Origin of the sequence: Paraburkholderia graminis (assembly GCF_003330785.1) — a bacterium.
Taxonomy (GTDB): Bacteria; Pseudomonadota; Gammaproteobacteria; order Burkholderiales; family Burkholderiaceae; genus Paraburkholderia; species Paraburkholderia graminis.
This window is the reverse complement of record NZ_CP024934.1, coordinates 3,162,352-3,175,127: the sequence shown is the minus strand read 5'-3', so window position 1 is coordinate 3,175,127 and position 12,776 is coordinate 3,162,352. Positions and strand designations below refer to the sequence as shown.

Annotated in this window: 13 protein-coding genes; 8 read left to right on the top strand and 5 right to left on the bottom strand. The window is 64.1% G+C overall.

What is annotated here, in order from left to right; genetic code table 11:
• The first annotated feature begins 71 nt into the window (after positions 1-71).
• From CUJ91_RS14140 to CUJ91_RS14125, 4 genes are read left to right on the top strand one after another with little or no spacing between them, the layout of a single operon-like run.
• Positions 72-1,022 (top strand): branched-chain amino acid ABC transporter permease, encoded by a 951-nt coding sequence (locus CUJ91_RS14140; RefSeq protein ID WP_006050122.1) that lies wholly within the window; start codon positions 72-74, stop codon positions 1,020-1,022.
• 22 nt (positions 1,023-1,044) lie between these two features.
• Positions 1,045-2,214: an ABC transporter permease subunit gene (locus CUJ91_RS14135; protein ID WP_006050123.1), complete on the top strand. Its 1,170-nt coding sequence runs from the start codon at positions 1,045-1,047 to the stop codon at positions 2,212-2,214.
• Positions 2,215-2,237: 23 nt separating this feature from the next.
• Positions 2,238-3,014, top strand: a complete 777-nt coding sequence (locus CUJ91_RS14130; RefSeq protein ID WP_006050124.1) for an ABC transporter ATP-binding protein — start codon at positions 2,238-2,240, stop codon at positions 3,012-3,014.
• A gap of 17 nt (positions 3,015-3,031) precedes the next feature.
• Positions 3,032-3,736, top strand: a complete 705-nt coding sequence (locus tag CUJ91_RS14125; RefSeq protein WP_029968028.1) for an ABC transporter ATP-binding protein — start codon at positions 3,032-3,034, stop codon at positions 3,734-3,736.
• 147 nt (positions 3,737-3,883) lie between these two features.
• On the opposite strand, the gene CUJ91_RS14120 is transcribed toward CUJ91_RS14125, so the two are convergent.
• The 3 genes from CUJ91_RS14120 to CUJ91_RS14110 form a co-directional block, all read right to left on the bottom strand.
• On the bottom strand, positions 3,884-4,351 hold the full coding sequence (locus CUJ91_RS14120; protein ID WP_114156738.1) for a GNAT family acetyltransferase: 468 nt from the start codon (positions 4,349-4,351) through the stop codon (positions 3,884-3,886).
• A 19-nt stretch (positions 4,352-4,370) separates the two neighbouring features.
• Complete coding sequence (locus CUJ91_RS14115; RefSeq protein WP_114156420.1) at positions 4,371-5,555, bottom strand: acetylornithine transaminase; 1,185 nt, start codon at positions 5,553-5,555, stop codon at positions 4,371-4,373.
• 261 nt (positions 5,556-5,816) lie between these two features.
• Positions 5,817-6,848 carry a CDP-6-deoxy-delta-3,4-glucoseen reductase gene (locus CUJ91_RS14110; protein ID WP_114156419.1) on the bottom strand — a complete coding sequence of 344 codons (1,032 nt, stop codon included), beginning with the start codon at positions 6,846-6,848 and terminating at the stop codon, positions 5,817-5,819.
• 137 nt (positions 6,849-6,985) lie between these two features.
• On the opposite strand from CUJ91_RS14110, the gene CUJ91_RS14105 reads away from it, so the two are divergent.
• Positions 6,986-8,044 (top strand): Rossmann-fold NAD(P)-binding domain-containing protein, encoded by a 1,059-nt coding sequence (locus CUJ91_RS14105; RefSeq protein ID WP_044021327.1) that lies wholly within the window; start codon positions 6,986-6,988, stop codon positions 8,042-8,044.
• Between the two features lie 103 nt (positions 8,045-8,147).
• On the opposite strand, the gene CUJ91_RS14100 is transcribed toward CUJ91_RS14105, so the two are convergent.
• Both CUJ91_RS14100 and CUJ91_RS14095 read right to left on the bottom strand, forming a co-directional pair.
• Positions 8,148-8,336, bottom strand: a complete 189-nt coding sequence (locus CUJ91_RS14100) for a hypothetical protein (protein WP_006050130.1) — start codon at positions 8,334-8,336, stop codon at positions 8,148-8,150.
• Between the two features lie 189 nt (positions 8,337-8,525).
• Entirely contained in the window at positions 8,526-9,245 is a 720-nt protein-coding gene (locus CUJ91_RS14095) for a pseudouridine synthase (protein ID WP_114156418.1), read from the bottom strand.
• Between the two features lie 93 nt (positions 9,246-9,338).
• Between CUJ91_RS14095 and CUJ91_RS14090 the strand changes: the two genes are divergently transcribed.
• From CUJ91_RS14090 to CUJ91_RS14080, 3 genes are all read left to right on the top strand, one after another.
• Complete coding sequence (locus CUJ91_RS14090; protein WP_114156417.1) at positions 9,339-10,592, top strand: MFS transporter; 1,254 nt, start codon at positions 9,339-9,341, stop codon at positions 10,590-10,592.
• 157 nt (positions 10,593-10,749) lie between these two features.
• Positions 10,750-11,733 carry a MurR/RpiR family transcriptional regulator gene (locus CUJ91_RS14085; RefSeq protein WP_114156416.1) on the top strand — a complete coding sequence of 328 codons (984 nt, stop codon included), beginning with the start codon at positions 10,750-10,752 and terminating at the stop codon, positions 11,731-11,733.
• Positions 11,730-12,731, top strand: a complete 1,002-nt coding sequence (locus CUJ91_RS14080; protein ID WP_114156415.1) for an isoaspartyl peptidase/L-asparaginase family protein — start codon at positions 11,730-11,732, stop codon at positions 12,729-12,731. The genes CUJ91_RS14085 and CUJ91_RS14080 overlap by 4 nt, the downstream gene beginning before the upstream one ends.
• The last annotated feature ends 45 nt before the right edge of the window (positions 12,732-12,776 follow it).

The following is a 12,776-nucleotide window of genomic DNA, read 5'->3' as shown; positions in this document are numbered from 1 at the left end:
TTGCGTGACGCATCACCGCCCACCGGCTGATGAAGAGCGCGAATCCAGCCGCACGGGCTAAGGAGCATTAAATGGATATCTTCATCCAGCAGGTCCTCAACGGGCTGGTGCTTGGCAGCGTTTACGCCATCATCGCACTGGGCTATACGATGGTTTACGGCATTCTGGGCATCATCAACTTCGCTCACGGCGACGTGTTGATGGTCGGCGCGATGGTTGCGCTGTCAGCCATAGGCGTGCTGCAGAACCACTTCCCCGGCTTGGGCAATGTGCCGACGCTCTGCATCGCGCTGGCGATTGCCGCCGTGGTCTGCGCGGTCGTCGGCTACACAATCGAGCGCGTGGCATACCGGCCGCTGCGCAAGGCGCCGCGTCTCGCGCCGCTGATCACCGCGATCGGCGTGTCGATCCTGCTGCAGACGCTCGCCATGATGATCTGGTCGCGCAATCCGCTGCCGTTCCCGCAGCTTCTGCCCACCGATCCGCTGAACGTGATCAAGGCCACCGATACGACGCCCGGCGCCGTGATCTCGATGACTGAAATCGTGATCATCGTCGTTGCGTTCCTCGTGATGGCGGGCCTGCTGCTCCTCGTGCACAAGACCAAGCTCGGCCGCGCAATGCGCGCAATTGCCGAGAACCCGGGCGTTGCCTCGCTGATGGGCGTGAACCCGAACTTCGTGATCTCGGCCACCTTCATGATCGGCTCGGCGCTCGCCGCGCTCGCCGGCGTGATGATCGCCTCCGAATATGGCAACGCGCACTTCTACATGGGCTTCATCCCAGGCCTGAAGGCGTTCACCGCGGCCGTGCTCGGCGGTATCGGCAATCTCGGCGGCGCGATGGTCGGCGGCGTGATTCTGGGGCTCATCGAACAGTTGGGCGCGGGTTATATCGGCAACCTGACAGGTGGTGTGTTCGGCAGTAACTATCAGGACGTGTTTGCGTTCATCGTGCTGATCATCGTGCTGGTGTTCCGTCCGTCGGGTCTGCTCGGCGAACGCGTTGCGGATCGCGCTTGATCCAGGCCAAGGAGTAAATCAAATGACCTCAATTCAACCGATCGAGCCGTCCACGACGCTCATTCCCGAGAAGAACCTGGCGAAGACGCTGACCGTCGGCATCATCACGGCGGTGCTCGTGATCGCCGCGCCGATGATCATCGGCACCGCGGGCGGCAACTACTGGGTGCGCGTGCTCGACTTCGCGATGCTGTACGTGATGCTCGCGCTCGGCCTCAATGTCGTGGTCGGCTTCGCCGGCCTGCTCGACCTGGGCTACATCGCGTTCTACGCGGTCGGCGCGTACACGGCGGCGCTGCTGTCGTCGCCGCACCTGTCGTCGCAGTTCGAATGGATCGCGCATCTCGCGCCGAACGGGCTGCACGTGCCGTTCCTCATCATCGTGCCGTGCGCGATGGGCGTGGCCGCGCTGTTCGGCGTCTTGCTCGGCGCACCGACGCTGCGTCTGCGCGGCGACTACCTCGCCATCGTGACGTTGGGCTTCGGGGAAATCGTGCGGATTTTCCTGAACAACCTCGACCGTCCGGTGAACATCACCAACGGCCCGAAGGGCATTACGGCAATCGCGCCGGTGCACCTGGGCGACTTCAGCCTGTCGCAGTCGCACTCGCTATTCGGCTTCCAGTTTCCGTCGGTGTACTCGTACTACTACCTGTTCGTGCTCGCCGCGCTGCTCGTGATCTGGGTGTGTACGCGTTTGCAGCACTCGCGCATCGGCCGTGCATGGGCCGCGATCCGCGAAGACGAAATCGCCGCGAAGGCGATGGGCATCAACACGCGCAACGTGAAGCTGCTCGCGTTCGCGATGGGCGCGTCGTTCGGCGGTCTGTCAGGTGCGATGTTCGGCGCGTTCCAGGGCTTCGTGTCGCCGGAATCGTTCACGCTGCCCGAGTCGATCGTGGTGCTCGCGTGCGTGGTGCTCGGCGGCATGGGCCACATTCCGGGCGTGATTCTCGGCGCGGTGCTGCTCGCGGTGCTGCCTGAATTCCTGCGCTCGACGATGGGTCCGCTGCAGCACATGATCTTCGGCCATGAAATCGTCGATACGGAAGTGATCCGTCAGCTCGTCTACGCGTTGGCGATGGTGCTGATCATGCTGTACCGCTCGGAAGGCCTGTGGCCGTCGCCGAAGCACGAAGACAAGATTGCGAAGCTGTCGAAGCGTGCCGGCAAGAAGCCGGTGCGCGCGTAACGGACGCGGATAGGAGAAATCACATGAGCGATAAAAAAATCCGTCTGTCCGTGCAGGGCGTCAACAAGCGCTTCGGCGGTTTGCAGGCGCTATCGGACGTCGGTCTTCAGATCGAGGAAGGCACTATTTACGGTCTGATCGGCCCGAACGGCGCCGGCAAGACCACGTTCTTCAACGTGATCACGGGCCTTTACACGCCTGACTCGGGTGACTTCAAGCTCGACGGCCAGAACTACACGCCGACGGCCGTCTATCAGGTTGCGAAGGCCGGCATCGCGCGCACGTTCCAGAACATTCGTCTGTTCGGCGGCATGACCGCGCTGGAAAACGTGATGGTCGGCCGCCACGTGCGCACGAAGCACGGCCTGATCGGCGCGGTGTTCCAGACGCCCGCCGAGCGCAAGGAAGAGCGCGAGATCAAGGAGCGCGCGATCGAACTGCTGGAGTACGTCGGCATCGCGCAGTACGCGGACTACACGTCGCGCAATCTGTCGTACGGTCACCAGCGCCGGCTTGAAATCGCGCGCGCGCTCGCGACCGATCCGAAGCTGCTCGCACTCGACGAACCCGCTGCCGGCATGAACGCAACGGAAAAAGTTGAACTGACCAGGCTGCTCGACAAGATTCGCGCGGACGGCAAGACGATTCTGCTGATCGAGCACGACGTGAAACTCGTGATGGGTCTGTGCAACCAGATGACGGTGCTCGACTACGGCAAGGTGATTGCGCAAGGTCTGCCGCAAGACGTGCAGAAGGATCCGAAGGTGATCGAAGCTTATCTGGGTGCAGGAGTCCACTGATGTCCACGACGCAAACCATGTTGAAAATCAAGGGCCTTCAGGTCAACTACGGCGGCATCCAGGCAGTCAAGGGCATCGATCTCGAAGTCGCGCAGGGCGAGCTGGTCACGCTGATCGGCGCAAACGGCGCGGGCAAGACCACGACGATGAAGGCGATCACGGGTCTGAAGCCGTATGCTGCGGGCGACATCGAGTATATGGGCCAGTCGATCAAGGGCGTGCCGCCGCACGAGCTTTTGAAGCGCGGCCTCGCGATGGTGCCGGAAGGCCGCGGCATCTTCGCGCGCATGTCGATTGTCGAGAACATGCAGATGGGCGCTTATCTGCGCACCGACACCGACGGCATCAAGGCCGACGTCGATCGCATGTTCGGCTTTTTCCCGCGTCTGAAGGAGCGCGCCACGCAATACGCGGGCACGCTGTCGGGCGGCGAACAGCAGATGCTGGCGATGGCGCGCGCGATCATCTCGCGTCCCAAGCTGCTGCTGCTCGACGAGCCGTCGATGGGTCTGTCGCCGATCATGGTCGAGAAGATCTTCGAAGTGGTGCGCGCGATTTCGGGTGAAGGCATGACCGTGCTGCTGGTCGAGCAGAACGCGCGTCTCGCGTTGCAGGCGGCGAACCGCGGCTATGTGATGGACTCGGGTCTCGTCACGATGTCGGGGGATGCGAAGCAGATGCTGGACGATCCGAAGGTGCGGGCGGCTTATCTGGGTGAATGAGCTGGGTGAATGAGCTGGGTGAATAAGTTGGGCGAATAAGCCTCGCAAACTAAAGCCTCAATAACAAAGGCCGCATGCGTAACTAACGCATGCGGCCTTTGTCTTTGCGCGGCGCGGCGCGGCGCAGCACAGCGCACCACGAAGCACTCACCCCCGCGAAGAATCCGCCAACTCGCCAAGACGTTTGCCGAAACTCACGACTTCATCCGCGCGATAACCGAGCGCCTCATAAAACGCGCGCACGTCGTTCTTCGCGGACAGCACTTGCAGATTCAGCTTCGGGCAGCCGAGCGCGGTCAGCGCCGCTTCGACGTGCGCGACCAGACGCGAGCCGATGCCATGCCGCCGCAACGACTCATCGACGGCGAGCGAGTACAGCCAGCCGCGATGGCCGTCGTAGCCGCCCATTACCGTGCCGACCACGCGTTCACCCAGCACGGCCACGAAGAACAATTCGGGCTGCGTCGCGAGCTTGTTTGCGATCGACAGACGCGGGTTGCGTTGCGGCCTCGTCGCGTCCCGGTACTCGGGAAACGCCTGTTGCCACAGCGCGATCACGGCGTCGGTGTCGCGTGCGTCGAAACGGCGGATCGAAAGCGCGGCAGTCGTGCTCATCATGCGTGGCCCGCTTCGATTACAGCGTGTCGAGGATCGAACGCAGCATCGCCATCATCTGGTCGATCTCTTCATTCGTGACGTTCAGCGCCGGCATGAAGCGCAGCAGGTTCGGACGCGCCGCGTTCAGCAGCAGGCCATCGGGCTGCATGTCGCGCGCCTTTTCGACGATCTGGTTACCGATGTCCTTGCCGAGCAGCAGCGAGCGCAGCAGACCTTCGCCGCGCTCGCCCTTGAAGCCGCGTTCTTCCGACAACTCCAGCAGCTTCGCGCGCAGATAGTCGCCGCGCGCGCGCACGCCTTCGAGGAAACCCGGCGCGGTCAGTTGCGAGATCACCGAATAGCCGACGGCCGTCATCAACGGATTGCCGTTGTAGGTGCCGCCCTGATCGCCCGCTTCGAAGATCGCAACTTCGGCTTTCGAAAGCAGCGCAGCCAGCGGCACGCCGCCGCCGATACCCTTGCCGAGCGTCATGATGTCCGGCTCGATGCCCGACAGCTCATACGCGAACAGCGTGCCGGCGCGACCGCAGCCGCTTTGCACTTCGTCGACGATCAGCAGCAGGTTGTGCTTGCGGGTCAGCTCGCGCAGTTGCTGCATGAATTCGCGCGTGGCGGGAATCACGCCGCCTTCGCCCTGAATGGGTTCGAGCATCACCGCGACCGTCTTCGCGTTGATCAGTTTTTCCACTGACGCGATGTCGTTCAGATCCGCTTTCGGGAAGCCCGGCACTTGCGGCGCGTAGATCGTGTCCCAGCCCGGCTTGCCGCTCGCCGACATGGTGGCGAGCGTGCGGCCGTGGAAGCTGTGATCGAACGTGATGATTTCGAACGCGCCGTCCTTGTTCTTCTTGCCCCACTTGCGCGCGAGCTTGATCGCGCCTTCGTTCGCTTCCGCGCCGCTGTTCGCGAAGAACACCTTGTCGAAGCAGCTATGCTGCGTGAGCAGGCCGGCGAGCTTCGCCATCGGCTCGTTATAGAAAGCCGGCGACGGATTGATGAGCAGTTGCGCCTGCTTGTTCAACGCTTCGATCATGCCTTCATTGCAGTGCCCGAGCGAGTTCACGGCCCAGCCCTGAATGAAGTCGAGATAGCGCTTGCCGTTGTTGTCGTAGATCCACGAGCCCTTGCCGTGCGTGAAAACGATGTCGGGCCGGTTCGTGATGTACATCAGCGACTCGATCGGATACTCATTGAAGTTCATGACGGCAGGCTCCAGGCAGCGGGTAACAAGTGGGTGAGGGAAAAACAAAAAAGCCACGGCATGCCGTGGCTTTCATGATTCGAACAGCTTGCGCTCTGTTGTAGCGCGAATCCGTGACGAAGCCGGCGGCGTCCCTAGGGAAGCGGCGAGCGGCGACGTCGAAGTTCGGACTGGATGCGGTTCATGCGCGAAAGAATACGACAAGGCAAGCGCCGGTGTAAACCATGAATTTGCACACAGCGCGTTGCGTCGGCGTTTTGCTTAGACCGCGTTGGCGAGATCCGCCGCGCTCGTGAACGAATCCGCGTAGAACTCGTCTTCGGGCAGGCGATGATGCAGCGTGAAATCGCGCTGCGCCGATTCGACCATGACCGGCGCGCCGCACGCATACACCTGATACGCGGACAGATCCGGCAGATCCTCGATCACCGCGCGATGGACGAAGCCGACACGGCCGGTCCACGCATCGCTCGCATCCGGCTCCGACAGCACCGGCACGAACTTGAAATTCGGAATCTCGCGCGCCCATTGCTCGGCAAGCTCGAGCAGATACAGGTCTTTCTTGCGACGCGCGCCCCAGTACAGCGTCATCGGGCGATTCAGGTTCTTGAACACCGCATGTTCGACGATGGCCTTCAGCGGCGCGAAGCCCGTGCCCGACGCGAGCAGCACGATCGGCTTGTCCGATTCTTCGCGCAGGAAGAACGTGCCGAGCGGCGCTTCGAAGCGCAGAATGTCGCGCTCTTTCATCGTGTTGAATACGTGGTCGGTAAAGGCGCCGCCGGGCATGTGGCGGATATGCAGCTCGATCGGGCCTTCGGCGTGCGGCGCGTTCGCCATCGAATAGCTGCGGCGCTTGCCGTCCTTCAGAATGAACTCGAGGTACTGGCCGGCAAGATACTGAAGGCGTTCGTTCGCGGGCAGTTGCAGCTTGAGCACGACGACGTCGTCGGCCTTGCGCTCGATCGCGTTCACGCGGCACGGCAGCTTTTTGACCTGCACGTCGCCCACGCCGGCCACTTCGCGGATGTCGATTTCCAGATCCGAGCACGCCGTCGCGCAGCAGAAGAGCGCCATGCCGCGAGTCTTTTCATCGTTCGACAACGCCGACGACGAGTGCGCGCGCTGCTCGACCTGGCCGTTCACCACGGCGCCCTTGCACGAACCGCATGCGCCGTTCTTGCAGCCGTACGGCAGACCGATGCCCTGACGCAAGGCCGCGGTCAACACCGGTTCGTCCTGTTCTACCTGAAACTGCCGGCCGCTTTGCCGGAGCGTGACGTTAAATGCCATATGTGTTCGGAAATGGAAAGTCGGTAATCGTTAATAAGTCACGGCGAGGCTACGGCGAAGCTACAGCGAGGAGCAGCAAGGGCTGCGCCCACTGCCGCCCGATGCGCGCGGCGCGTGGCGGCTACAATGCCTGCACCATGAAAGCGACACGAAACTTCCGCCGTCCGCGCGTGTTGATCGTAGGTTGCGGCGATGTCGGCATGCGCTGCGTGCCTCTGCTGCTGCCGCACGCTCACGTCTTCGCGCTCACCAGCCACGCCGGGCGCTGCGCCGAATTGCGCGCTGCGGGCGTGTCGCCGCTGGTCGGCGATCTCGACGAGCGCCGCAGCCTGAAACGGCTCGCGGGTCTCGCGCCGACCGTGCTGCATCTCGCACCCCCGCAGAAAACCGGCGACGACGACCGCCGCACCCGCGCGTTGCTCGCCACCTTGAGCATGCGCCGCGACTTTGCTTTGGCACGCGCAACACGCTATGCAACCTCGGCGCCGCTTGGGCGCATGCGCCGCGCTCGCGCCTCGTGGGCAACAGCAGGCACAGCGGCAGAACCAGCCAATATTGTACCCGACGGCCTTCGCCGGACCGCGGCTTCGCGCGCGCCCGTGTGCTTCGTCTATGCGAGCACGACGGGCGTCTATGGCGATTGCGGCGGCGCGTGGATCGACGAAACGCGCAGCGTCGAACCGGCCAATGCGCGCGCGAAGCGCCGCGTGTCCGCCGAGCGCCAGTTGCGGCGCGCAACCGCGCGCGGCTCGATTGCCGCGAGCATCGCGCGCATTCCCGGCATCTATGCGGGCAATCGCCTGCCGCTTGCGCGGCTCGAAAAACGCACGCCCGCGCTCGTCGCTACTGACGACGTCTACACGAACCACATTCACGCCGACGACCTCGCCGCGATTCTCGTGCGTCTCGCGACACACGGCCGGCCCGCGCGCGTGATCCACGCGTCCGACGACTCATCGCTGAAAATGGGCGAGTACTTCGATCTCGTTGCGGATGCATTCGGTTTGGCCCGCCCGCCGCGCATCACGCGGGAGCAAGCCGAAGCGCAGATCGAGCCGACCTTGCTGTCGTTCATGCGCGAGTCGAGGCGGCTCGTGAATCGCCGTCTGAAAGAGGAACTGGGCGTGCGTTTGCGCTATCCGAGCGTCGAGGATTTTTTGCGCGAAGCGGGGCGTGGCGAGCAGCGCTCGAAGTGATGAACGACGCCAAACTGTGAAGCGCGATAGCCACGTCGCGTGGCCGCGGACAACAGAGAACCCGGCGCGACCGCTGCGCGCCATGCGCCGCTCGCTTCGCCGTTCAGGTCAGCGCCGGCAGCGCCTCAAGCAGCAAAAAGCACAGCATTGCGCCGACCAACGCGCCGATCAGATTGGGATCGTACTTGTGCCGCCGCCGCATCACGATCAGCAATCCGCCGATCAGCAGCACCCCGAGACACACGAACGCCACCATCACATATGAGTTCATGATTCCGTTATGGACGATCATGGCGCCTCCTTGAACTCTTTGTAGTCTTTGTTTAGACGAGTATAGGGCGAGCCATGAGCAACCGCATGCTGCGGCGCAGCGTTCAACGCATGCAGGGCGCGAGCGAATGTGCGTCCGCGCGCATCGAATGTCCTGTGCCGTCAGACAGTTGCGTGCGCTATAGCGGCGCTGTTGTCGCGCTGTTGTCGTTTACCCAGTCGGTGAAGATCCCAACAGCTTGAGTTCGGTTTCGTCGAGCCATTGCCACGCGCCGGGCGCAAGCGTCGCGGGCAACGCAAGGCCGCCAACGCGCTCGCGATGCAGCGCTTCGCAACGGTTGCCCGCCGCGGCGATCATCCGCTTGACCTGGTGATACTTGCCTTCCATCACGGTAAGCGCGAGCGAATGCTCGCCGCGCGCGTGAGCGTCGATCGCGGCCACCGCTTTCGACTCGCCGTGCAACAACACGCCATTGCGCAACGCGCTCAACTGCCGGTCGTCGATGGGGTGACGCGTGGTCGCGACGTACACCTTCGGCACCTTGCATTTCGGCGACGTGAACATGTGCACGAACTTGCCGTCGTCGGAGAGGAGCAGCAGGCCGGTCGTGTCCTGATCGAGCCGGCCCACGCATTGCACGCCGCGCTCGGCGAATTGCGGCGGCAGCAGACTGAACACGCTCAAATGATGCTGCGGATCGCGCGAGCATTCATAGCCCGCCGGCTTGTTGAGCAGCAGATACGCATGCTCGCGATACGGCCACGGCACACCGTCGACGCTGAAGCTGAACGACGCGTCGTCGGTTGCAAAGTCCGCATCCGGGTCCGTGCATGCGATGCCGCCAATCGCGACGCGAGCGTCCGCAATCAGCGCGCGGCATTGACGGCGTGAGCCGAAGCCCTGGGAGAAAAGAATGCTTTCGAGATTCATGGCGAGCGAAGAATAACACCGCAAGAAGCGGGGCGTGCCGCGCGGCGATCGCGGCCACGATGGTCACTTCCTAATCCGTTGCAGGAGCCATCGATGCACGCCACGCCGTCCTCATCCCGTGTCGCTTTGCCGGCCGCTTTTCAGCGGCTCGCATGGTCGAATCTCGTCGCGCAATCGGCCGAGCAGATCAGTCTTGCCGCCGCGCCGCTCGTTGCAGTGTTCGCGCTCGGCGCCGACGCGCGCGGCACCGGCCTGTTGCAGACAGCGCAGACGTTGCCGTTCCTGTTGCTGTCGATTCCGCTCGGCGTCTGGGCCGACCGCCGCTCGCGCCGCACGTTGATGGCGCTCGCCGAAAGCCTGCGTGTCGTCGCGATGCTGTGCGTTCTCATGCTTCTGCTGACTCATGCACTCAATCTTCCCTTGCTCGGCGTGCTCGGTTTCATCGCCGCGACGGGCACGGTCGCCTACAACGTTGCCGCGCCGTCACTGGTGCCGTCGATCGTCTCGCGCGAAGCGTATGCGAGCGCCAATGGACGCCTCGAACTGGCGCGCAGCGTTGCCTATTCGGCGGGGCCGGCGCTCGGCGGGTTGCTGGTCGGCTGGATCGGCGCGGGCTGGGCATACGGCTGCGCGGCCGGCTTGTCGGCGTTGGCGGTGGCTTTGCTCGCGGGATTGCGCGAACCGCCTCGCGCGCCAGTGCCCGCGCGTCACTTCATGCACGAACTGCGCGACGGCACGCGCTTCGTTTGGCGCGATGCGTTGCTGCTTCCGATGCTCGCGACCGCGGTCTTTTTCAACCTCGGCTTCTTCGTGCTGCAAGCGGTGTACGTGGCGTATGCGGTGCATCGGCTCGGGCTCAGTGCGTCGGCGGTTGGCATCACGCTTGGCGCGTATGGCGTCGGCATGGTGTGCGGCGCGCTGGCCGCGCCCGCCATCGCGCGACGCCTCGCGTTCGGGCGCGTGCTGATGATCGGGCCGTCGTGCGGACTGCTGGCTTCGCTCGTGATGGTGGCGACGCTCGTCGCGCCGTCGTTCTGGCTCGCGCTGCTGAGCTTCTTTCTGCTCGGCGTTGGGCCGATCCTCTGGGTGGTCGGCTCGACCACGCTGCGTCAGGCCATCACGCCGCAACGGATGATGGGCCGCGTCTCGGCGCTCAACAGCACGGCCACGTACGGCGCGCGGCCTGCGGGCGCATTGCTGGGTGCGTTGATCAGCGCGCATTGGAGTGTGGACGCGTGCCTCGTCGTAGCGGCAGCGGCCTTTCTCGTGCAGGCGTCGATCATTGCGATGTCGCCTGCCGCGCGGCTCGCCCGCATTCCCGAACAGCAACATGCCGCCGCTTGCTGAAGATCAATTCCATTGCGTGCAGGACGCCAGGGCAAACCCGTAAAAATGAAAATGAATTTTTTTCTAGGCCGATTCCATGTAAATATACTTTCATGCATTCCGCTTACACCACTAAAAACTCGCTGTTGCAAAGACACTACCGCGCTGCATCGCCCGCATGATTCATCAATCGTCCGTTGCATCCAGTCAGGCCGAGCAGGCTATCGCCGCGCGCATCGCGGCAGCCATGCCCACGCTCACGCCGATTCATCGGCGCATGGGCGAGTACGTGCTGGCCAATCTGTTTCGCGCGGCCACCATGCGGATCGACGAGCTTGCGAGCGTGGTCGGCGCGTCGGTTGCAACGGCGAATCGCTTCGCGCGCGCGCTCGGCTTCGACGGCTATCCGCAGTTTCGTGAGGCGCTCGTGCGCGGATTCGAGGCGACGCTCGCGCCGGTCGAGCGGCTACGCAGCGCGCAAGAGTCGCTCGCCGCGGGCGACGATGTCGTCGACGCTTCGCTCGAACAGGCGGCCAGCAATCTGCATTTGACGCGCACCGCGATCGACAGCGCCGCCGCCGAAGCCGTCGTCGAAGCCATTCTCGCGGCGCGCCGCGTGTTCGTGCTCGGCGCGGGCACGAGCGCGTTTCTCGCCGGGCTGATGGAGCACAACCTGATGGCCTATCACGACAACGTGCAGTCGCTCGCGTTCATCGGCGGACCGTCGCATGCCGCGCGGCGTCTGTTCAATTGCGATAAAGGCGACCTGGTGATCGGCATCGCCTTCCCGCGTTATGTCGACGACACCATCGAACTCGCGCGCCGTGCCGCGACGCGCGGGGCACGCGTGCTTGCGCTCACCGACGGTCCGCGCTCGCCGCTCGCGCAATTCGCCGACCTGTCGTTGTATGTGCGCTCCGAACGCCGGCTCGCGGCGAACGCGGACGCGGCCGTTCTCGCCGTGATCGAAGCGCTGTGCGACGCGGTTGCGTATCGCGCGAAACGCTCGGTGAAGGCGGCCGCCGAAGTCACCGAATTCGTCCTGCCGTGGCTTACCGATCCGCTCTCCGCGTCGGCGTCGGCGAGTACGGTCGCGCAAGCGGCCGGCGCTGCTGTCGCAAAACCTCGCACTGCAAAAGCCCAACCCAAACTCAAACGATGAACACCAACGCAGTCATTGCCATTCACGGCGGCGCGGGCACGATCCTGCGGGCGTCGCTCACGCCGAGCGCCGAAGCCGAATATCACGCGGCGTTGCACGCGGTGCTGAGCGCCGGTCAACGCGTGCTCGCGGACGGCGGCAGCGCGCTCGACGCGGTGAGCGAAGCGGTGCGGCTGCTCGAAGACTGTCCGCTGTTCAACGCGGGCCGTGGCGCTGTGTACACCGCGGCGGGCACGCACGAACTCGACGCGGCGATCATGGACGGCAGCACGCTCGAAGCCGGCGCGGTCTGCTGCGTGAAGCGCGTGCGCAATCCGGTTCTGGCGGCGCGCAGTGTGCTCGAGCGCAGCGAACATGTGCTTTTCACCGGCGAAGGCGCCGAAAGTTTCGCGGCTGCGCAGGGACTCGAATTCGTGGAGCCCGCGTACTTCGATACCGAGGCGCGTCATCGTCAATGGCTGCTTGCGCGCGATCAGCAACGTGCGATGCTCGACCACGACGGCGCGAGCCTCGCTGCATCGTCATCGTCAACGTCAACGGCTGCTCACGAGCCCACGCCGCACGAACCGATCGATCCGAACCGCAAGTTCGGCACCGTCGGCGCGGTCGCGCTCGACCGGCACGGCCACGTGGCCGCGGCGACATCGACGGGCGGCGTCACCAATAAACAGGTGGGACGCGTGGGCGATACGCCGCTGATCGGCGCGGGCTGTTATGCGGACGACGCGACCTGCGCGGTCTCGACAACCGGCTCCGGCGAAATGTTCATGCGCATGGTCGCCGCCTACGACGTCGCCGCGCAAATGGCCTATCGCAACGTGTCGTTGCACGACGCCGCGCACGACGTCGTGATGAACCGCCTGCCGAAGATCGACGGCCGCGGCGGCCTGATCGCCGTCGACGCGCGCGGCAACATTGCGCTGCCGTTCAATACCGAGGGCATGTACCGCGGTTTCGCGCGCGTCGGCGAAACGCCGGTGACGGCGATCTACCGTTAGTTCGTCATCCAGAACAATATTGCAGAACCGCCAGCGCGTTCGAAT

Bases quoted from the DNA above. Each gene is read 5' to 3' on its own strand.
- CUJ91_RS14120 (WP_114156738.1), bottom strand. From the start codon at position 4,351: ATGAGCACGACTGCCGCGCTTTCGATCCGCCGTTTCGACGCACGCGAC.
- CUJ91_RS14095 (WP_114156418.1), bottom strand. From the start codon at position 9,245: ATGAATCTCGAAAGCATTCTTTTCTCCCAGGGCTTCGGCTCACGCCGT.
- CUJ91_RS14105 (WP_044021327.1), top strand. From the start codon at position 6,986: ATGAAAGCGACACGAAACTTCCGCCGTCCGCGCGTGTTGATCGTAGGT.
- CUJ91_RS14115 (WP_114156420.1), bottom strand. From the start codon at position 5,555: ATGAACTTCAATGAGTATCCGATCGAGTCGCTGATGTACATCACGAAC.
- CUJ91_RS14130 (WP_006050124.1), top strand. From the start codon at position 2,238: ATGAGCGATAAAAAAATCCGTCTGTCCGTGCAGGGCGTCAACAAGCGC.
- CUJ91_RS14140 (WP_006050122.1), top strand. From the start codon at position 72: ATGGATATCTTCATCCAGCAGGTCCTCAACGGGCTGGTGCTTGGCAGC.
- CUJ91_RS14085 (WP_114156416.1), top strand. From the start codon at position 10,750: ATGATTCATCAATCGTCCGTTGCATCCAGTCAGGCCGAGCAGGCTATC.
- CUJ91_RS14110 (WP_114156419.1), bottom strand. From the start codon at position 6,848: ATGGCATTTAACGTCACGCTCCGGCAAAGCGGCCGGCAGTTTCAGGTA.
- CUJ91_RS14135 (WP_006050123.1), top strand. From the start codon at position 1,045: ATGACCTCAATTCAACCGATCGAGCCGTCCACGACGCTCATTCCCGAG.
- CUJ91_RS14100 (WP_006050130.1), bottom strand. From the start codon at position 8,336: ATGATCGTCCATAACGGAATCATGAACTCATATGTGATGGTGGCGTTC.
- CUJ91_RS14090 (WP_114156417.1), top strand. From the start codon at position 9,339: ATGCACGCCACGCCGTCCTCATCCCGTGTCGCTTTGCCGGCCGCTTTT.
- CUJ91_RS14125 (WP_029968028.1), top strand. From the start codon at position 3,032: ATGTTGAAAATCAAGGGCCTTCAGGTCAACTACGGCGGCATCCAGGCA.
- CUJ91_RS14080 (WP_114156415.1), top strand. From the start codon at position 11,730: ATGAACACCAACGCAGTCATTGCCATTCACGGCGGCGCGGGCACGATC.